Origin of the sequence: Enterococcus sp. 22-H-5-01, assembly GCF_050310005.1 — a bacterium.
In the GTDB taxonomy this organism is placed as follows: domain Bacteria; phylum Bacillota; class Bacilli; order Lactobacillales; family Enterococcaceae; genus Enterococcus_A; species Enterococcus_A hailinensis.
Genome location: NZ_CP189994.1, coordinates 63,121 through 83,305, shown reverse-complemented (window position 1 = coordinate 83,305; position 20,185 = coordinate 63,121). Strand labels below are relative to the sequence as shown.

The window sequence follows — 20,185 nt, the reverse complement described above, 5'->3', positions numbered from 1 at the left end:
AATGGCGAAAAAAATGAAACTGGATTCGCTTTTAACTGCGAAAAAAAAGAATAAAGGCATTGAAAAAATGTCTGAGTACTCAAATCAAGACAAAAAAGAAGACAAAAAACCCACTTCAAAAGATCTTTTAGCTAACAGATCACTTAGTCTTGAGGATGATTTCCGTCGTGCTTCTGTTCATGAAGAAACAGATCGATTGAATGAACGTTCTCCGCACTTACGTGAAAATACTTCTGTTCGAGAAGAACCAGAAACGGGGAAACGAGGCCGTAAACGTCAATATTATGACCCACGTTTGAAAGCTTTAGAAATGCAAAAAATCTCTGCTCGGACAAAAATTCGTATGCAAAATCTGATCAATGCTAAATTTGATGGTTATACGCCAGATAAAATGATTGATTTTCTTTATGATTATTATATCGAAAAAGGATTGTCAAAAGATGATCGTAATTTTTTAGATCAATTAGAAGAAGCATCAATGCAGGAGTATAAAGAAAAGCCTAAATATCAAAAATTATTCAAAGAATTAGAAAACGATGAGAAATGATCGTAAAAAAAGTAAACCTTATTAACAGGTTATTCCTGCAATAAGGTTTACTTTTTTTAGATTCTATCATTCTTATCGGTATACTTTATGTTGTCCTAATCCAATTTTAAGGTTTACTTTTATAAGAGAAAACGATTTACACTTTTATTTGTGGATAACTTATCTAAAACTTGTGTGCCGTAGTTTTTATTTAACTTCAAGTTTTCCACAACTCGTCTTATTACTATATTATAGTTTACTTTAAAAACTTTTATTAGTTTAACTTAGGTAAACTTAAACTTATTTTTGCTTGTATTAAAGTAAACCAAAATAAGTTTTACAAACATTTTAAAAGTTTACTCTAAAAAAAGATGTATAGGAATCGCTTTACATTAGGCTTCCAATCCATTATTCTAAACGTGTAGAAAAAAACGAAAAAAAAAGAGTTTAAAGATTTGGCGATCTCTAAACTCAAAGGTTTGAGCTAATTTTGGCGAATTAGCATATCACATACAAATAATTCTAAAGGGTTAGAAAAATTGGTGTTTGCCTAACCTTTATTAAGTATAGCATATTTAAGGTGCTTTCTCAATATATCTGTGATAGAACTCAAACCTTTTTAAAAACTTTCGTTATCCACAAGTATGAAAGAATCTAAGGAGGTTTTTTTGTGATGTCCACAACATTGACGAATATTATGACGGCAACAAACTTGCCTAACGGTAACTATATTCCCGTTGATCTAAATCTTATTAACAATCCTATCTATGAATCCCTTTCAATTGAAGCCATGATGCTTCATGCTTTATATACCATGCGTATGTCTTGTAGTATTTATAATTCCCAAAAAGATGGTAGTTGGTTAAACGAGGACGGGCATCCTTATATTTATTTTTCCAACGAAGAGGCGGCTTCTTTGCTGCGTGTTTCGGAAAGAAAAGTGACAAATCTTAAAAGTTCTTTGGCTGAGCTGGGCCTAATCCAAGTAATGCGACATGGCTTAAAAAATTATCGAATCTATGTTGCTAATCCTCAAGCGCCATCTGAAGGAACAACTATTCCACTAGTTTTTAAAAATTTTATGACAACACGGACAATTAAAACTGTGGATAATCCTGTGACAGAAAAACCAAAGTTATCCCCTGTGGATAGGGTAGCAGAATCTGCGTCTACGTCTGCGCAAAATTTGCTTACAAGTACACAAAAACAATTAGCAAAAAATATAACAAATACAACAAATGTAACTCGCGTGACTACAAATTCTGCAGCACCCTCTCAAGATAGTGTCTTGATCGAGGCGTTAGCTGCTCGTTATACTCATTTATTACCTCAGCAAGTTTTTCAACGTTTATTGCCTTTTTGTGATAATAGTTATGAGAAGTCGAGGTGGTTTATCGATACCATCTTCAAAGCCAAATATTCTAGTAATCAACAATTAATCGAAGCTGGTTTGCCTGCTGAATCAGAAGTATTGACTTTTGAAGACAATAGCTATTTCAGTGCCGGAATTTCAGATGCAGTTGCTAAAGCCTTAGAACAAATGTATCGATATAAGAATGTGAAAAATCCAGAAGCATTCTTTTTTACCTTTATGCGCGGCTTCTTCACAGAAAAGACTCGTCAGTATCTAGTCGATCATTATGAAATGACGAGAGAATTAGAACAAACGCTTTCAAGACTTCAACAAAATATCATGAAGCAAAAAGAAAAGCAAAAACAATATAAAACACAAAAAGTCGTAAAAAAAGCCTCCTAAGACGCACAACCTTTGTTATAATGTAGCGGAGTCTAACAAGAAGAAAGGTTAATTTTATGAATAAGTTTAAACTAGCGTTTTTTGGCTACAGCGGTCTGTTAGGATTAGCTATTGGAGTGATTGTAGCCTTATTTATGGGTGTTTCAGAATTGGGACATCAGTTGCTGTGGCAAATATTGCCACAAGCTCTTGGAAATCCGCGACTCTATCCATTAATTATCTGTCCAATTGGTGGAATTCTTATTGGATTTTTTGTTCGAGCCTTTGGAGGATATCCTCGTACACTGCAAGAATCTCTGACTGAATATCAGGAAACAAAACGGATTGATTATCATGAAGGACAAATCGTTCGTAACCTTTTAGGGGGTTTTATTGTATTACTTTTTGGAGCTAGCTTAGGCCCGGAAGCAGCATTAGTAGCAATGATCGGTGGATTAATTACTTATGTAGCGGATAAACGAAAAACTTCTGAAAGTCAGCGAGCTGATTTAACAGAATTTGGAATCGGGACATCGTTAGGCGTCATTTTTATGACCCCCTTATTCGGAGTTGGTCGTTCGGCTGAAAAAGAAGATTGGCGAGTCGTAACGGAAAGCAAGTTGAAGAAATATGTATTATATATTTTTGCGACCTTTACAGGATTTATCGGTTATCTAGTAACCTATAATTTATTTCCAGATCAAGAACAAGTTTTTGCGATTCGTCGAATGGCAATTAATTTTACTTGGCAAGGCGTACTGTTATGTGTTCCAATGATTATTTTAGGTGCTCTTTTTGGGAAATTTTTCTTATTTCTACGAAAAAAGAGTGAACAATTGAATCAGCGGATACGTAATCCACTACCGTTGGCAATTTTTGCCGGCATCTTATTAGGTATTCTTGGTGTGATTTCTCCTTATTTTCTTTTTTCGGGGGAGCATACGTTACTATCATTTACTCGCCAAGCGGAGACTATGAATTTTTTCATCTTACTTTTGATCGGTTTAGGAAAAGTAGTGATTACTATGATCTGTTTAGCTTGTAATTGGCGAGGCGGAACAATTTTTCCAATGATTTTTTCAAGTATTGCTATTGCTCTAGCATTTGCAAATATATTGCCTTACTCACCAGGGGTAGTAGCAGCAGTCTTTACTGCAGCAACTTGTGCGGTGATTTTAAAGCAGCCTTTTGCTACTGCATGCTTGTTTTTATTAGTATTTCCAGTGGAACTTTTCTTATGGATTTGGTTGGCAGGCTACTTAGCCAATTTATTTGTGCAACGGGTACCGTTTTTCCATGAAGCACAAACCATTCAAACCTTTAAACTTCCGCAATTACCGAAACGTTCAACTAAAACAGAACTCAAAGAATCTAATTCTAAAGAAATGGCTGAACGAAGAAGATCAGCAGAGCGTAAAAAAGTTGAGACAACAGAAGCACAGCCACAAGTTATTGTTGCAAAATCAGATTTGCTAGATCGAAAAAAAATTCAATCTAAAGGTGAAACGAAGCGAGTGACCGATTTTGAATTAACAGATTCGGTTAAAGAGCAACCAACTACTCGAATGAGCAGACATCGTCGTCGATAAAAAAGTACGAGAAAATTTTTCTCGTACTTTTTTATTTTTCAAGAATAGTTGACGGAAAAAATGTAGAGGTCTAATATGGAAATAATTAAATAGCAAATGTGGGGAGCTATTTTTTGGCTGAGAGGAAGTTTGACTTCGACCCATTGACCTGATTCAGATAATGCTGACGTAGGAATAAAAACTGATTTATTGAATTGAATAATAAATTAGTTATGATTGATTGAATCCTTTTCAAATGTGAGTGATTATCTGGATAGATAATGGCTCACATTTTTTATTTAATGACTATCTAAAAGGAGGACGCTCATGGAAGCAAGCGTAGCCATTCAAGTATTACCAAAAACGGAAAGTAGCGAGGAATTGATTCGGGTGGTCGATGAAGTCATTGCTTACATTCAATCAACTGGATATACCTATCAAGTTGGTGCTTTTGAAACGAGTATTGAAGGTGATTATGAAGGATTAATGGAAATTATCAAAAATTGTCAATTGATTGCAATCAAAGCGGGGGCACCACAAGTTTCAGCGTATATCAAAATTGTGTATCAACCAGAAGGTGACGTTCTAACAATCGAAAAGAAAACTAAGAAACACCAACATTGAAAGTAAAGTAGGGATAAAAAGCAGTTAAAGTTGTAAAGATTATTGCTATAATATTTTTTGAAAACGTTTGACCAAATTTAATTCCACTGCTAGTCTAGAGACACAAAAGTGTTTTAAGAGGAGGCAATGTGGAAAGATGTTGAATGAAGAGAAGATTCAATCTTATTTAGAAAAAGAAAAAATGGATGCTTTTTTTCTTGCGAAGCGAGTGAATGTTCGTTTTACTAGTGGCTGGACAGGAGATGATTCGTTTATCCTGATCACTCCGAACGAGAAATATTTTTTGACAGACCCACGTTATACCGAGCAAGCGGCACGTGAAGTACCTGACTATAAAATTATCAATTGGCGTTTGCCAGGAAAAACGGTTGGTGATACTATTGCTCGTTTAACAAGCGAAAAACAAATCAAAACAGTTGCTTTTGAAGCGGACTATCTAACGTATGACATGTATGCTGATTTTACAACTAAATCATCTGCTGAATTTATCCAAGCGGGTGGTGTGATTGATCGGATGCGTGCCATCAAATCACCTCAAGAAATCCAGTATATGCGTAATGCTTGTGAAATATCTTGTCGTGCTTTTAACCGCATACTATCAGATATTCATGTTGGGGTAACCGAGAAAGAATTGGCGGCAAAACTTTCATTATACATGGTACAAGAAGGTGCAGATACACAACCTTATGGAAATATTTTGATCTCTGGTACAAATACTTCTTTGTTACATGGCATACCATCAAAAAAGGTGATCGAGTATGGCGATTTTGTTCTGATGGATTTTGGTTGTCAATATGAGGGGTATATGTCTGATATGACTCGCACAGTAGTCGTAGGAAAAGCTTCAGAAAAACAAAAAGAAGTCTATGAGTTAGAAAAGCAGAGTTTGGAAGCAGCTGAGGCTGTTATGAAAAATGGAGCTGCAGTCAAAGATATCTATCAAGCATCATTGAAACCATTAGCCGGGACAGAATATCCTCAATATACTTATCGTAACATCGGACATAGTATTGGTTTGTTTGTTCACGAGTTGCCTTATATCGATGAACAATACGAGGATGTTTTAGAGACAAATATGGTCATGACGATCGAACCAGGTATCTATATTCCTGAATGGGGCGGCGTGAGAATCGAGGATCAAGTTTTGATCACTGAGAGCGGTTATGAAAATATGATCAGTATCCCACATGATTTGATTGAATTGTAAGCCGCGCTTAAGCTATACTATTAACGACGACAGCATAAGCTGTCGTCGTTTTTTTACAGAGGAGGGAAGCGGATGAAGGAGCAGGAATGCTTTGATTTAGTTTATGATATTGGCGAGACATTATTAAAAAATGGGGCCGAGATCAAACGAATCGAAACAACGATTCGTCATATCGCTGCCGCATTAGAGTTAAAAGAATTTGACAGCTTTGTGTTGATCAATGGTATTTTTATGACCGCACGCTTAGAAGATAAAACTGTTCAGGCACGAGTAAGGGATATTCCGATATCACCAATTAACTTGGGGAGAATCGAACAAATCAATACGTTATCCCGTCGACTAACAGAAAAACGTTTGAGTCCGGAAGACGCGTATCTTTGGTTGCAACAAATTAAACAAGAGTCATTTGCTTCTACACCATTGAAAATTTTCGCTTATGCTTTTGGTAGTGCTAGCTTTTGTTTTATCTTTGGAGGTAGTTTTTGGGATGCCATCGGAGCTCTTTTTTTAGGTGTATTGTTAGCACTATTTTCTATGAGCTTATTACCGAAATTCAACTTATCTGATATTATTTCGACAATAGCTTGTAGTGGATTCGTTAGCATTCTTGCTTGTCTATTTGTTCATTTTTTTCCAGTTCTTCAATTGACTAGTTTGGTTACCGGTGGGATCATTTCTTTGTTACCAGGAGTTGCTATCGTCAATGGTATCCGCTATTTATTTGATGGCGACTATAGTTCTGGTTGGGGACAAATCGTGAATGCTTTGATCACAGCTCTGTGTGTTTCAGTTGGTGTGGGGTTGGTATTACAAGTCTTTGATATGTTGTACTAAAGTGTTGAAAGATAAAGGTATTATTGATTCATCAAAGAGGAGGAGAAGCGATTGGTCAATTTAGTCTTGCAAGTCATAGCCGGTTTTTTAGGAACGATTTCCTTTGCCATTTTGTTTGAGGTCCCACGACGTTATTATATTTATTGTGGTGTGATCGGAGCCTGTGGCTGGTTTATTTATTTATTGATTATGTACTTTTTAGTTGCCCCAGTCATGGCAACATTCATAGCTTCTTTGGTCTTGATCTATCTTTCAAGAGAAGCATCCTTTGCCTTAAAAGCTCCGGTCACGATTTTTTTGATTTGTGGTATTTTTTGTTTAGTACCTGGGATGGGTATTTACAATTTTACGTATAGTTTTTTTATAGGCAATTCAATCGAAGCAGCGCAAATTGGTGTTCAAGTGTTAAAAATTGCGATCGCTATTGCAGTAGGGATCACAATTGGGTATGAATTATCGCCTAAATTTTTTTATTCATATCATAAAATGCAAAAAAACAAAATAGTGGAAGAAAACTAGTGTTGTTATATAACAATACTAGTTTTTTATTATTATATTTATTGTTATTGAATGATAAAAAAAGAGAGGGATTTTTAATACAAAAAAGATGAGTATACTTTTTTTTGCAAAACAATATTTAAAATAAGAGGATAAAGTACGGTACTGTTAGTGCTTAGAAATAATTTTAAGAATTGTTTAATTGTTCAGAAAAGTATAGTAGAATGATTAAAACGGATTCATTTTATTTCATGATCATAAAATCAGTAAAGGTTAAACTAAATATTTGGCTTTATAGTTATTTTTTAAATTATTTTTAAAAAAGCGAGTCAACATTTCTTTTAGTATGAACTGTTACAGATCAGCTGGATTCGTTTAAATAAATTAAAAGCAGTAACTTAAAAGTGAGCTGTTTTTAAATAGCAATATACCACTATCATTATTGAAGGAGTGAAAGATTTTGAAAGAAGAACGCGTTGAAAGAGTCATCAAAAAAATGAAAGACCAAGGGTATGGCCAATTGTTAGTTTCAGATCCAACGACTATTTTTTACTTAACGGGACGCTGGATCCATCCAGGTGAACGGTTACTTGTATTAGTAATTACCCCAGAAAATAAAAATACGTTGATCGTAAACAAGTTATTTCCGATTGAAGAAGATTTGGGCGTTGAAAAAGTATTTATCGATGATACAGATGATGCAGTCAAAAAAGTATTAGAGTATGTAGATACGGATCAAAAGATCGGGATCGATAAGAACTGGCCTGCGCACTTTTTATTGAGATTATTAGAAATTGCACCGAATGCACAATTGGGCAATGGTTCAGAAGTTACAGATGCTGTTCGAGCAGTCAAAGATGCTGACGAACTTGATTTGATGCGTGAAGCTTCGAGAGATAATGATATTGCTGTGGGGCGCCTAAAGGATCTATTGCCAGAAGAATTGACAGAGCTTGAGATGCGTGACAAATTAGCGGAAATCTATGCTGATTTAGGAAACAGTGGTTTTTCTTTTGACCCAATTGTTGGTTATGGAGCTAATGCTGCAGATCCACATCACGAAACAGATGACTCTAAAGTGAAACCAGGGGATTCAATCATTTTAGATATTGGAGGTATCAAAAATTCCTATGCTTCTGATATGACACGGACGGTCTTTTATAAAGAAGTATCCGACAAAGCCCGTGAAATCTACGAGATTGTTTTAGAAGCTAATCGTCGTGCCATTGAAATGGTTAAACCGGGAGTAAAATTTTCTGATTTAGATGCAGCTGCTCGGGATTACATCACAGAGCAAGGTTATGGTGAATATTTCACTCACCGTTTAGGTCATTTTATTGGAATCGATTGTCATGAAGCAGGGGATGTTTCGGCGGCTAATCATAGCGTAGCAGAACCAGGAATGGTCTTTTCGATTGAACCGGGCATCTACGTTCCGGGCGAAGTCGGTGTGCGTATCGAAGATTTGATTATCTGTACAGAAGATGGCTATGAGAACTTGAACCACTATCCTAAAGATTTAGAAGTTGTCGGTTAGGAGGGCAAAAAGTATGAAAATCGAAGAAGGATATATGCCTTATTTAGGTCATAAAACTTATTATCGAATCGTTGGAGAACAAACGGGTAATAAAAAACCCTTGATTCTCATGCATGGTGGTCCAGGTTCTACCCACAATTATTTTGAAGTTCTTGATGAGTTGGCAGGCGATGGACGCCAACTCATCATGTACGATCAATTAGGTTGTGGAAAATCGGCGGTACCATCACAGCCGGAACTTTGGACAGCTGAGACATGGGTCAATGAATTGATCGCTTTGCGGGAGCATCTTGGACTTGATGAAGTTCATTTGCTCGGACAATCATGGGGCGGTATGTTGGAAATTATTTATGTTTGTGATTATGCCCCCAAAGGAATAAAAAGTATGGTGCTTTCAAGTACTCTTTCTTCTGCTAAACTTTGGGCACAAGAGCAACATCGAATGATCAAATTTATGTCTGAAGAGGATCAAGCGGCGATCGCTAAAGCAGAACAAACGAATAATTATAGTGATCCAGCTTATTTGGCCGCTAACGATCGTTATATGGTTCGTCATGCTGCCCCAGTATTTACCAAAAATGATCCAGAGCCTTTGTGGCGTAAAAAAGTAGCCGGAACAGAAAGTTATCTTACTGCTTGGGGTCCTAATGAATATTCTCCAGAGGGCACACTGCAAGGGTATGATTATACGGAAAAGCTGAGTGGAATCACTGTGCCAACACTTGTTACAAGTGGTACAAATGATTTATCTACACCTTTAGTAGCTAAAACAATGTATGATGCGATTCCAGGGGCGAAATGGGAATTGTTTGCCAATAGCAGACATATGCCATTTGTGGAAGAGCGTGAAAAATACATGCTGTTACTGGAAAATTGGCTGTCAGCCAACGACTAAAATTTTTTAATGAAAGAGGGAAGAAGATAGTGGAGACAACTTCGGTAAAAACAAAAAAGCCGTTTGGTTTTTATGTCTGTGCACTCGGATTTACATTTGAGCGATGTGCCTTTTATACTGCAAAATATATGTTAGCGATCTGGATCGCTACAACAGCTGCTTCAGGTGGATTAGGAATGACTAGTGCACAAGGTGTACAAATTTCAGCTTGGTTTGTAGCAGCCACTTATATTACACCGACTTTTGGCGGCTATATCGCGGATTATTGGTTAAGTCCGCGCCTGTGTGTGTCAGCCGGAATGATCATGATGGGTCTGGGCTATATGTTAGCTTGGCAAGCCAGCTCAATGGGAATGGTTTGGCTGATGATTATTTTAGTTGCACTTGGTACAGGATTATTTAAGGGGAACCTTTCGGGTGTGAATGCTTTACTGTTTAGTGACGAGAAAGAATTAAATGAAGCCTTCTCGATTCAATATTCATTTGTGAATGTTGGTTCATTTATTGGGACGACTTTTCTAGTATTATTGATTCCGGCTTTTGGTTTCAACTTTGTATTTTTGATTTGTGGAATTCTGCTACTAATTGATGCGCTTTGGTTTATCTTTAATAGCCGTTCTTTAGGTGAAGCAGGAAAAAAACCATTTAAAGTGGATCAACGTCAATTTGAATCAGCTGGTAAAAAAGCGAATGATGCAGCAGATACAAAATTAACTTCAGGTGATAAAAAACGAATCGTTGCAATTATTTTGGTCACTTTGTTTTCTGTTGCTTTTTGGACAGTTTGGTATTTAGCGTATATGCCGGCATATTTCTATTTTGGCTATGGTGATGGTGCTGGATTTATTGAACGAGCAAATTGGATGATCGGCAGCTTCAAAGTTCCAACTTCATACTTTGATTCAATGAATGCCTTGACTTGTATCGTATTGGGACCAGTTTTAGGTCGTTTATGGACAAAATTAGCTACACGTCCTAAAGGGGACATGAGCATGTTTAAAAAGACCGCTTTAGGAATGATTTTAGTAGGTATCTCTTATGTAGTGATGGTGCTTGCAGATAGAATCGGAAATGGACACACAGGCATTTTATGGCTAGCATTAGTGAGTTTATTGATGTCCGTTGGTGAAATGGTTTTCTCTCCATTAGGAAATTCGTTCATTGCTAAATTAGCACCAGCAAAATTGATGGGCTTGCTTTTAGGTGTTTGGACGATCGCCGTTTTCTTCTCGCAAATGATTTATCCAGTCATCTATGCGGTATTAGAAACAGCAGATCCAGCTAAATTCCAAATGGGTTATGGAATTTTAGCAGCAGTTGTAATCATATTAGGGATTGTTTTATGGTTCGGCAGTAAATCACTTGATAAATTGGAAACAGCTGAGTAAAAAAGGTAAATACACTGATCTCAATCGAGATCAGTGTATTTTTTTGCATTAAAGTGAAGTTTTTAATAAGGATGTTTTATAGAAAAATTAAATAGAAAGCGGTTTCTATAAATGAGAATAATTATCATTTAAATAACTATTTAAATTAATATATGTATTAGTAGATAACCAATTTTTTTATTACCTTAAATTATAATAAACATTAATTGGAGTAATATTTACAAGGTTTTTTTACCTGTATATAAGCGTTTTGAGCTTTTTTTATATAAAATAAATAAAGTAGGATTTTACTTATTTATATTTTTTTTAGAATGAGCAACTAATTTTTTTATTAAAAAATACCAAGTTTATAATTTATCATCTTTCAGAAGCAAAATGATTGTGCTATTATTTACTTGAACTACGGGTGGCTGGTTTGCTCAAGTTCGAACAAATGTAAAAGTCAGGAGGTGAAATAAATTGACACAAATTCTTATACCATTAAAACAACATGTTGGCGCTCCATGTAAAGCAATTGTAAAAGCAGGTAATCACGTTCAGCGAGGACAATTGATTGCCGAACCGAATGGATTAGGTGCCAATATCCATGCAAGCTTTGCTGGAAGAATAATTGATGTAGACGAAAATAATATTGCTTTGATGATCGATGAAGAGCAAAATTTTTCAACGTATTTACCGATTACTGAAACAGACAGTCCGATTAAAGCGGTGGAAAACGCTGGGATCGTTGGTGCTGGCGGTGCTGGTTTTCCAACCTTTTTGAAATTAGCTTGTGAGATTCCTGAAGGCGTTTTTATCGCTAATGGAGCAGAGTGCGAAGCCTTACTTATCCATAATGTCAAACAAATGAACGAACACATCGATCAATTGATTCGTGGAATGAAGTATTGCATGGCAATGACTAAAGCACCAAAAGGTGTGATTGCTGTAAAAGGCAAACATCGAGTATTAGTCACACGGCTACTGAAAGCGGTTGATAGTGAACCAACATTAGAGGTTTATCAATTACCAGATATTTATCCAGCAGGCGATGAGCGCATGATCGTGCGGGAAGTTATGGATATCGTTTTGGAACCGGGTCAGCTTCCTACTGAAGTTGGAGCGGTGATCGATAATGTGGAAACGATTAAACGGATTGTGGAAGCAATTGAAGATCGTAAGCCATTTATCGATAAAGATGTAACTGTTTCTGGACGTGTAAAACAAAAAGAAACCGTCTTTGTTGATGTTCCAATTGGTACACCAGTTAAAACATTGATCAATAATGTCGGAGGGTATGTTGAACCTCATGGCGAAATTGTAATCGGCGGACCAATGACCGGAAGAAGTGGGGATGAAATCACACCAATCACAAAAATAAGTGGTGGCGTATTGGTCGCTATGCCATTCCCTCAAGAAAGCCGGAAGGTCGGTCTTTTGATCTGTGAATGCGGAGGTTCTGCTGAACGGATGACAGAAATTGCTAACAATATGGGCGCAGAAGTTGTCGCTGCTGAAAGATGCAAGCGGATGGTAGAAGTGAATGGAAGATATAGATGTGCCCTGCCAGGTATTTGTCCAGGTCAAGCTCAAACTGTTCTGTCGTTGAAAAAACAAGGAGCAGAAGTAGTGATGACTGGATCTTGTTCCGATTGAACGAACACCGTAATGGGTGTAGCTCCTAGGTTAGGAGTTCCGGTTTATCATCATACAGATCATGTACTGCGGGCAGATGGTCACAGACTATATCGTAAATTACCTACAAATTAATCTGAAAATTTAGGAGGAATTAACGAATGTCTATTACAGCAGAAACTGCTAAAGAACATGCCAAAGATCCTGCAGTATTGTGTTGCCGTGCAGAAGCAGGCAAAGTAATCGCACCAGATGATTTAGAAGATCCAGCGATCTTTCCCGATTTAGAGGATTCAGGATTATTAGAAATTCCTGAAGGCGCTTTAAAAATCGAACAAGTACTTGGTACCACATTAAAAGAAACAACGGATGCGTTGGTTCCATTAACAAAAGAATTACTTGATGGTGTTTCTGAAGCTACTGAAGAAGCAAGTAAAGAGCAAGCACCGCCGGTTGTTGAACAAGCAGCACCTGCCACAGTGGCACCAGTCGTACCGGTTGCGCCAATGGGAAATGTCCAAACAATCAAGATTCATATCGCAGAAGGACGTGGAATTGATTTAGAATTACCATTGTCTGTAGCAGGACAAATGGGTGTGGCACCTACAATGCCAGTACCACCTACAGCCCCGATGGAAGAAGCAACAACGGCAGAAAGCCCAGCAACTGCTGAATCAGAAGCAAAAGTAGAAGAGAAAGTTATTCGTTCTGTTCGTCGTGATCATATGAAGATTGATAACGTGGTTTTTGGCGATGAAACAAAGATTGAAGGAACAACTCTTACATTACGTAAGATGGAAGACATGTGTGCAGAAGCAGCGGAATTAGAAGAGCTAGTGGAAAGCATGACTTTTGAAATCATCACACCAGATAGATACAACGAATATAGTGAAACAATCATGGACGTACAACCAATCGCAACTAAAGTTGATGGCGCGGATATTGGCCATGGAGTTACACGTGTTTTAGATGGTGTTGTCATGGTTCTTACAGGAACAGATGCTACAGGTGTACAGATCGGAGAATTCGGATCATCCGAAGGTGAATTAGATCGTAATATCATGTGGGGCCGTCCTGGAGCACCTGAAAAAGGCGAGATTTTTATTAAAACACAAGTAACGATCAAAGAAGGCGCGAATATGGAACGTCCCGGACCATTAGCCGCTCATAAAGCATCTGACTACATTACACAAGAAATCCGTGAAGCTGTGAAGAAGGCAGACGAATCACTTGTAGTAGAACAAGATGAAATCGTACAAAAACGCCGCATCGGCAATAAACGTGTGGTAATTATCAAAGAAATTATGGGCCAAGGAGCAATGCATGATAATTTGATCATGCCAATTGAACCGGTTGGAACATTAGGAGCAAAACCAAACGTGGACCTTGGTAATTTACCAATTATGCTGGCACCAACCGAGGTATTAGATGGTGGGATCCATGCATTGACATGTATTGGACCAGCATCAAAAGAAACTTCTCGTCACTATTGGAGAGAACCATTAGTACGTGAAGCGATGGAAGATGAAGAAATTGATTTAGTAGGTGTTATGTTTGTAGGTTCTCCGCAAGCAAATACTGAGAAATACTATGTTTCGAAACGTTTAGGAATGACGGTTGAAGCCATGGATGTTGATGGCGCAATCGTTACAACAGAAGGGTTTGGTAATAACCATATCGACTTTGCATCGCATATCGAAGAAATCGGTAAACGAGGCATCAAAGTTGTAGGTGATTCTTATTCAGCGATCCAAGGTGCGTTAGTGGTAGGTAATCCAGAAATGATCGCCATGGTTGATAATAATAAATCAAAACAAGGGATCGAAAATGAGATCTTATCAAACAACACACTATGTAAAGAAGACGCGATTCGTGATTTAGCAATGTTGAAAACATTGATGGGTGGCGGAACAATCAAAGCTGCTGAACGTAAATGGAATCCCAATGTTAAATTGAACAATATTGAAATCATCGAAAAAACAACAGGTAAGAAAATTGAATTGGCTCCAAATGAACAAAGCTTACCTAAGAGTAAAAAGCGTCAAGAAATTTACGAAATCGAAGAATAAGGTGAATCAGATGGATGGAATAAACAAACTCAAATACATTTCGACGGAACAAATGTTCGAAGGCATCATCGTAGAACTTTTTGATGCTAGTGTGACTATCGACTTGAAAGGTCGTTTGGGGCAATTAAAAGTACCACGTCGAATGATCATTTCTGAATATAATTTAGAAATTGGCCAAGAAGTTGGGTTTTTAATGACCTATCCAGAAGTTTTAGCAGAAGAACCCGACGAACATTATAAGACAGCTATTTATGAGCATGAACGCCGTCGAATGGAAGTTAGAAAAAAACGTGAAGAAATAAGAGAGGAGAATTAAACATGGGCTTAACAGTCTTTGAAGGGTTACAGTCAGAAATTTTCGTACCAATTACACCAAAATCTGTCTTTACCCCGGTAAAAAAAGAGCTTAAAGAAATGCGTGTAGCATTAGCAACTGCTGCAGGTGTTCATTTGAAAACAGATAAACGATTCAACTTAGCGGGAGATACGACTTACCGTGAAGTACCAGATACATCTACCATAGATGAGTTAATGGTTTCTCATGGTGGTTATGATAATGCGGATGCAAACCGTGATATTAATTCAATGTTTCCAATTGATCGCTTACATGAATTGGCGGCAGAAGGGTTTATTAAAGAATCAGCACCTGTACACTATGCCTTCATGGGCGGTGGGGGAGACCAAGATGCTTTCCACGATGTAACAGGACCTGAAATTGCAAAAAAATTATTGGAAGAAGAAGTCGATGCAGTTGTATTGACTGCTGGCTGAGGAACTTGTCATAGAACTGCCGTGATCGTGCAGAGAGCTATTGAGGAAGCCGGGATTCCTACTATTTTAATTGCAGCATTACCACCAGTTGTTCGTCAAAATGGGACACCGCGTGCTGTAGCACCACGCGTACCAATGGGCGCGAATGCTGGAGAACCACATAACATTGAAATGCAAACAGGTATTTTAAAAGATACGCTAGAAGAATTAGTTAAAATCGAAACGCCAGGGAAGATTGTTCCATTACCTTATGAATACATTGCCCACGTCTAAATCAAACGGTCGATTCAGATAAGCAGCTTTTTTAGGCTACTTACCTAACTACCATTTTTGATGAAAGCAGGTGTGATTAATGCAAGGCGAAACTCTAAAGATCAAAGTTTTTCATATGAAAGAGGTCGTTTTTGGCGATAATTGGAAGTTATCGCCAGATCGATTGCAAATTAAGCAGGACTTTGACTGTGAAGACGCCGCTATTCAGAAGCTGACGATTCGATTACTTCCACCACATCAACATGAAGTTGAAACCAACACGATCATGGATATCATTCCGATTTCTACGAAAGTGTTGGGTGTGTTGGGAACTGGGATCACGCATACACTAACAGGCGTTGCAGTCGTCATGACTGGAGCAATCGAAGAAGGAGAACAAATGCATGAATTTGGGTCTTCTGAAGGTGTATTGCGTGATCATTTAGTATTGGATCGAGCAGGGACGCCTAAAGCAGAGGACACTATCATTTTGGTAGATCTTTTAGCTAAAAAGGGGACTCCTTTTAATCGTGGGCTTTGTCTTAAAATGTTTGCTATTGTAGACAAATATATCCAAGAAATCCGAGAGAATTTGAAGATGCTGGACGACAAAGATGCATGTGAAGTTCATGTCTATGAAGAGAGCATCCATCCAGGAAAACCAAAAGTTGCTTTAGTAAAACAAGTGGCTGGTCAAGGAGCGATGTATGATACGTTGCTTTATCCTAATGAGCCAAGTGGCTTTGCGGGAGGAACTTCAATTATAGATATGAATAATATGCCAGTCTTTTTATCTGCAAACGAATATCGAGATGGAGCTATTCGTTCAATGGTTTAACAAATAAGAACTAGGTGGTGGCATCATGGGAATAGGTCCATCAACAAAAGAAACATCTTTACATCATTTTCAAGATCCATTGATTGATCTTTTGGGAAAAGATCCTGATATTGATTTTCAAGGAGTTATCATTGTCGGTACCCCTCAAAGTAATGCGATGAAATATTTAGTTGGTCAACGAACTGCTATCTGGTTGGAAGGAATGCGCACGAATGGTGTGATTGCTACAACAGACGGTTGGGGCAACTCTGATGTTGATTTTGCAAATACTTTAGAAGAAATTGGCCGGCGAAATATAAGCGTAATTGGCCTTAAGTTCATTGGAACACAAGCGAAATTTGTCGTTGAAAATGAATTTACAAAGCTCGTGTTGGATTTTAATAAATCCGAAAAAGGAATTGAAACGGAAATCGTAGGTGCAAATACGATTGATCAGCGTGACGCAGCCAAGGCACTAGCTTCTATAAAGTTGAAAATGAGAAAAGACAATCAAGAACCAAGGTGATCTAAATTGATGTGTAAGATGTAATAAGAAATTTAAATGAATGGTATGTTCAGATAATTATGCTCAATAAGGAGGGCAATCATGAAAGTATCAAAAATGATTTCAGCAATTGATACCCATACAGCTGGTGAAGCTGCACGTTTAATTATTGGTGGAATTCCTAAATTTCCTGGCGAAACGATGGCCGAAAAACGTGCCTATTTAGAAAATGAAGCAGATAACTTACGCAAGATGTTGATGCTAGAACCACGTGGTCATCGTGATATGTTCGGTGCTTTTATTACAGAACCTATTCATGAAGAAGCCGATTATGGCATTATTTTTATGGATTCAGGTGGCTATTTAAATATGTGTGGCCATAATACGATTGCTGCTATGACGGCTGCCGTAGAACAAGGTTGGGTTGAAGTTCCAGAAGGTGAACGTGAAGTAAAAGTGGTGCAAGATACTCCAGCCGGAATCGTTCGAGGAATGGTTCATTTGGATGAAGACTATTCTGCAGAAGCTGTCTCTTTTGAAAATGTGGAATCTTTTCTATATAAAGAAAATGTAAAAGTTAATGTTCCCGATATCGGAGAACTTACGGTAGATATTTCCTTCGGAGGAAGTTTCTTTGCGATTTTGCCAGCTTCGTCAGTTGGGTTAGAAATCAAACCAGAAAACGCATCTAAATTTAATGATTTAGGAATAATTATTCGTGAAGCAATCAATGAACAAATCGAGGTCAAACACCCAACGCTAGAACATATTCAAACTGTGGATTTAGTTGAATTTTACGGGCCGGCGACTAGTCCAGATGCAACATATCAAAATGTGGTCGTTTTTGGTGATGGTCAAGTGGATCGTTCTCCGTGTGGTACGGGAACGAGTGCAAAATTGGCAACACTTTATGGCAAAGGTGAAATGAAAGTTGGCGATACCTTTGTTTACGAAAGTATTTTATGTACAAAATTTAAAGGTGAAATTGTTGCAGAAGCTGAAGTTGGAGGATACAAAGCAATTATTCCACGTGTCACTGGATCAGCATATGTCACTGGTTATAATTCATTTTTAGTGGATCCTAAAGATTCGTTGAAAGATGGATTTCTTCTAGGCTAGCTATAAGAGGAGGAAAAATATGGTAACTATATTGCTAGGAATCTATGTTGCACTGATGGTCTTACACACGGTCAATATGGGTAGTGATTTGTTTAAAAATAGAAATAATTTAGGTCATGGAAATTGGATTATTTCGGGAATTATTGGTTTTGTTACAGACTTCTTAGATACATTAGGAATCGGAAGTTTTGCACCTACCACGTTAGCATTAGATGCAACAAAGCAGTTGAGTTCCGATCGCTTATTGCCAGGAACATTAAATGTGTCGCACGGAATCCCCGTATTACTTGAAGCATTTATCTTTACAAAAGTAGTTGATGTATCGCCAATAACATTGTTCTCTTTAGTAGGGGCAGCAACAATTGGTGCTTTTATTGGTTCGAAGTTTGTTACGGGATTACCGGAAAAAAAAGTTCAACTTTGGATGGGATGGGCATTAATTGTTACAGCGATATTAATGTTTGCTCGTCAACAAGGCTGGATTGATATTTTAGGTGCAGATAATACTGCAACGGCATTAACAGGAATCAAGTTGATTATCGGCGTTGTGATCAATTTCTTCCTAGGTGCATTGATGACGATAGGTGTTGGTTTGTATGCACCTTGTATGGCAATGGTTTACATGCTGGGGCTGAGTCCTTTGGTTGCTTTCCCAGTAATGATGGGTTCTTGTGCAGGATTGATGCCGATTGCTAGTATTAATTTTGTGAAGACGGGAGATTATGCCCGTAAAGTTAGTTTAGCCATCACAATCGGTGGTATTTTAGGAGTGATTATCGCTGCAAAATTTGTAACAGGATTAGATTTAGAACTTCTAACATACATTATCATTGTTGTAATTATCTATACAGGGATCACTTATATTCGTAAGAGTATGCGATCAGTTGTAAAAGCTTAAAAAAAGACTGCTTACTTTAAGAAAAGTGAGCAGTCTTTTTTTATTAGAGACTAATCTAAAATTTCACAATAATCGAGTTTTATTTAAATTAATGATTATTTAATAGCTATAAAAAATTTATTTTTTTAAAGATCTATTTCTTTTTTTATTACGATAATAGTATAAAGAATTTTCCTTTTTAAAGGAATAATTAGTACTATTTTATAAGTTATCTTAAATAAAATTCTCATGGTTAAATAAAAAATTTACTGTTATAATGGTTGAAGTAAAGGATGGTGAGCAATATGGAAACAGCACAGCAATTAATTGTTTGTGGTGGATGTAATGCAAAGATTGGACCAGGTAATCTAGGAGAACTGCTTGCTGATTTACCTAAAACAACGAATGAAAATTTATTAGTGGGTTTTGATTCTACAGATGATGCAGCTGTTATTAAATTACGTGAAGATTTAGCAATCATTCAAACGTTAGACTTTTTCCCAACAATGGTAACGGATCCATATCTTTTTGGTAAAATTGCGGCAGCAAATGCGTTAAGTGATGTTTATGCTATGGGAGGAGAAGTTCTTTCAGCATTAAATATTGTCGCCTTTCCTGAAGAAAAAGATCTTTCTATTTTAAAAGAAATTTTACGAGGTGGTTCTGAAAAAGTCCAGGAAGCCGGTGCTATTTTAGCTGGTGGACATTCGATTCACGATCAATCGGTCAAATATGGCTTATCAGTTACAGGTACCATCGATCCTACTAAAATTTATCAAAATAATACTTGTCAATTAGGGGATCACTTAATACTGACGAAACCTTTGGGTGTAAGTATTATCACGGTTGGTTATAGTGCAGAAGAAATTAGCGAAGCTGCATTTGTGAAAGCGACCACGAGCATGGAGACATTAAATAAATATGCGATGGATATTATTCGTCATTATTCAATCAATAGTTGTACTGATGTCACTGGTTTTGGTTTGGCTGGACATCTGCATGAGATGTTGAATAATAATTTCAGTGCGGAAATTAATGCTAAAGAACTGCCTTATTTTGAGGAAGCCTATCAAGGAGCAAAAGAATTTATTTTGACGGCAGGTGGACAACGTAATCGAAATTACATGCAGGATAAAATCGATTTTAAAATCGATGATTTTGGAATTGAAGAGCTTTTATTTGATCCACAAACATCGGGCGGGCTCTTAGTGAGTGTTCCTGCAGATGAAGCTTCTGCAATAGTGAAAGCGTTACAAGTAGTAGATATTCCGGCAAAAGATTTTGGCGTTGTTGTAGAAAAACAAATAAAAGAATTGATCGTAAATTAAGGGTATGACACATGACGAAGG

19 protein-coding genes and 1 riboswitch are annotated in these 20,185 nt (G+C 37.3%); all 19 genes read left to right on the top strand.

Annotation, left to right across the window (positions count from 1 at the left end; genetic code table 11):
• Position 1 precedes the first annotated feature (1 nt).
• The 19 genes from ACQKTA_RS11320 to selD all read left to right on the top strand — a co-directional run bounded on the left by ACQKTA_RS11320 (position 2) and on the right by selD (position 20,164).
• A complete protein-coding gene (locus ACQKTA_RS11320; RefSeq protein WP_427814789.1) occupies positions 2-547 on the top strand; it encodes a hypothetical protein in 546 nt (181 codons plus the stop codon).
• A gap of 652 nt (positions 548-1,199) precedes the next feature.
• Complete coding sequence (locus ACQKTA_RS11315; protein ID WP_407857532.1) at positions 1,200-2,282, top strand: replication initiator protein A; 1,083 nt, start codon at positions 1,200-1,202, stop codon at positions 2,280-2,282.
• A gap of 56 nt (positions 2,283-2,338) precedes the next feature.
• The gene (locus tag ACQKTA_RS11310) at positions 2,339-3,850 is read left to right on the top strand and encodes a chloride channel protein (protein ID WP_427814788.1); all 1,512 of its coding nucleotides are present in this window, start codon (positions 2,339-2,341) and stop codon (positions 3,848-3,850) included.
• A gap of 89 nt (positions 3,851-3,939) precedes the next feature.
• A riboswitch (TPP riboswitch) is annotated at positions 3,940-4,042 on the top strand.
• A 114-nt stretch (positions 4,043-4,156) separates the two neighbouring features.
• The gene (locus ACQKTA_RS11305; protein WP_332581706.1) at positions 4,157-4,453 is read left to right on the top strand and encodes a thiamine-binding protein; all 297 of its coding nucleotides are present in this window, start codon (positions 4,157-4,159) and stop codon (positions 4,451-4,453) included.
• A gap of 136 nt (positions 4,454-4,589) precedes the next feature.
• Complete coding sequence (locus tag ACQKTA_RS11300) at positions 4,590-5,660, top strand: M24 family metallopeptidase (protein WP_427814787.1); 1,071 nt, start codon at positions 4,590-4,592, stop codon at positions 5,658-5,660.
• Between the two features lie 72 nt (positions 5,661-5,732).
• The gene (locus ACQKTA_RS11295; protein ID WP_427814786.1) at positions 5,733-6,494 is read left to right on the top strand and encodes a threonine/serine ThrE exporter family protein; all 762 of its coding nucleotides are present in this window, start codon (positions 5,733-5,735) and stop codon (positions 6,492-6,494) included.
• Positions 6,495-6,545: 51 nt separating this feature from the next.
• Positions 6,546-7,013, top strand: a complete 468-nt coding sequence (locus tag ACQKTA_RS11290; RefSeq protein WP_427814785.1) for a threonine/serine exporter family protein — start codon at positions 6,546-6,548, stop codon at positions 7,011-7,013.
• A 439-nt stretch (positions 7,014-7,452) separates the two neighbouring features.
• Complete coding sequence (locus ACQKTA_RS11285) at positions 7,453-8,529, top strand: M24 family metallopeptidase (RefSeq protein ID WP_427814784.1); 1,077 nt, start codon at positions 7,453-7,455, stop codon at positions 8,527-8,529.
• 13 nt (positions 8,530-8,542) lie between these two features.
• The gene (pepI, locus tag ACQKTA_RS11280; protein WP_427814783.1) at positions 8,543-9,424 is read left to right on the top strand and encodes a proline iminopeptidase; all 882 of its coding nucleotides are present in this window, start codon (positions 8,543-8,545) and stop codon (positions 9,422-9,424) included.
• Positions 9,425-9,453: 29 nt separating this feature from the next.
• Entirely contained in the window at positions 9,454-10,812 is a 1,359-nt protein-coding gene (locus tag ACQKTA_RS11275; RefSeq protein WP_427814782.1) for a peptide MFS transporter, read from the top strand.
• Positions 10,813-11,271: 459 nt separating this feature from the next.
• Complete coding sequence (gene prdC / locus ACQKTA_RS11270; protein WP_427814781.1) at positions 11,272-12,561, top strand: proline reductase-associated electron transfer protein PrdC; 1,290 nt, start codon at positions 11,272-11,274, stop codon at positions 12,559-12,561.
• 26 nt (positions 12,562-12,587) lie between these two features.
• Entirely contained in the window at positions 12,588-14,495 is a 1,908-nt protein-coding gene (gene prdA / locus ACQKTA_RS11265; protein WP_427814780.1) for a D-proline reductase (dithiol) proprotein PrdA, read from the top strand.
• 10 nt (positions 14,496-14,505) lie between these two features.
• Positions 14,506-14,811 (top strand): CBO2463/CBO2479 domain-containing protein, encoded by a 306-nt coding sequence (locus ACQKTA_RS11260; protein WP_427814779.1) that lies wholly within the window; start codon positions 14,506-14,508, stop codon positions 14,809-14,811.
• Positions 14,812-14,813: 2 nt separating this feature from the next.
• Entirely contained in the window at positions 14,814-15,539 is a 726-nt protein-coding gene (gene prdB, locus ACQKTA_RS11255) for a D-proline reductase (dithiol) protein PrdB (protein ID WP_332581595.1), read from the top strand.
• A gap of 79 nt (positions 15,540-15,618) precedes the next feature.
• Positions 15,619-16,356, top strand: coding sequence for a proline reductase cluster protein PrdD (gene prdD, locus ACQKTA_RS11250; protein WP_427814778.1), 738 nt, complete (start codon positions 15,619-15,621; stop codon positions 16,354-16,356).
• Positions 16,357-16,381: 25 nt separating this feature from the next.
• A complete protein-coding gene (locus ACQKTA_RS11245; RefSeq protein ID WP_427814777.1) occupies positions 16,382-16,861 on the top strand; it encodes a glycine/sarcosine/betaine reductase component B subunit in 480 nt (159 codons plus the stop codon).
• Between the two features lie 81 nt (positions 16,862-16,942).
• Positions 16,943-17,959 (top strand): proline racemase family protein, encoded by a 1,017-nt coding sequence (locus ACQKTA_RS11240; RefSeq protein WP_427814776.1) that lies wholly within the window; start codon positions 16,943-16,945, stop codon positions 17,957-17,959.
• A gap of 19 nt (positions 17,960-17,978) precedes the next feature.
• A complete protein-coding gene (locus ACQKTA_RS11235) occupies positions 17,979-18,857 on the top strand; it encodes a TSUP family transporter (RefSeq protein ID WP_407857539.1) in 879 nt (292 codons plus the stop codon).
• Positions 18,858-19,141: 284 nt separating this feature from the next.
• Positions 19,142-20,164, top strand: a complete 1,023-nt coding sequence (gene selD, locus ACQKTA_RS11230; RefSeq protein ID WP_427814775.1) for a selenide, water dikinase SelD — start codon at positions 19,142-19,144, stop codon at positions 20,162-20,164.
• The last annotated feature ends 21 nt before the right edge of the window (positions 20,165-20,185 follow it).

Coding starts and splice junctions, on each gene's coding strand:
- ACQKTA_RS11320 (WP_427814789.1), top strand. CDS start 2: ATGGCGAAAAAAATGAAACTGGATTCGCTTTTAACTGCGAAAAAAAAG.
- ACQKTA_RS11315 (WP_407857532.1), top strand. CDS start 1,200: ATGTCCACAACATTGACGAATATTATGACGGCAACAAACTTGCCTAAC.
- ACQKTA_RS11310 (WP_427814788.1), top strand. CDS start 2,339: ATGAATAAGTTTAAACTAGCGTTTTTTGGCTACAGCGGTCTGTTAGGA.
- ACQKTA_RS11305 (WP_332581706.1), top strand. CDS start 4,157: ATGGAAGCAAGCGTAGCCATTCAAGTATTACCAAAAACGGAAAGTAGC.
- ACQKTA_RS11300 (WP_427814787.1), top strand. CDS start 4,590: ATGTTGAATGAAGAGAAGATTCAATCTTATTTAGAAAAAGAAAAAATG.
- ACQKTA_RS11295 (WP_427814786.1), top strand. CDS start 5,733: ATGAAGGAGCAGGAATGCTTTGATTTAGTTTATGATATTGGCGAGACA.
- pepI (WP_427814783.1), top strand. CDS start 8,543: ATGAAAATCGAAGAAGGATATATGCCTTATTTAGGTCATAAAACTTAT.
- prdA (WP_427814780.1), top strand. CDS start 12,588: ATGTCTATTACAGCAGAAACTGCTAAAGAACATGCCAAAGATCCTGCA.
- ACQKTA_RS11260 (WP_427814779.1), top strand. CDS start 14,506: ATGGATGGAATAAACAAACTCAAATACATTTCGACGGAACAAATGTTC.
- prdD (WP_427814778.1), top strand. CDS start 15,619: ATGCAAGGCGAAACTCTAAAGATCAAAGTTTTTCATATGAAAGAGGTC.
- ACQKTA_RS11245 (WP_427814777.1), top strand. CDS start 16,382: ATGGGAATAGGTCCATCAACAAAAGAAACATCTTTACATCATTTTCAA.
- ACQKTA_RS11240 (WP_427814776.1), top strand. CDS start 16,943: ATGAAAGTATCAAAAATGATTTCAGCAATTGATACCCATACAGCTGGT.
- ACQKTA_RS11235 (WP_407857539.1), top strand. CDS start 17,979: ATGGTAACTATATTGCTAGGAATCTATGTTGCACTGATGGTCTTACAC.
- selD (WP_427814775.1), top strand. CDS start 19,142: ATGGAAACAGCACAGCAATTAATTGTTTGTGGTGGATGTAATGCAAAG.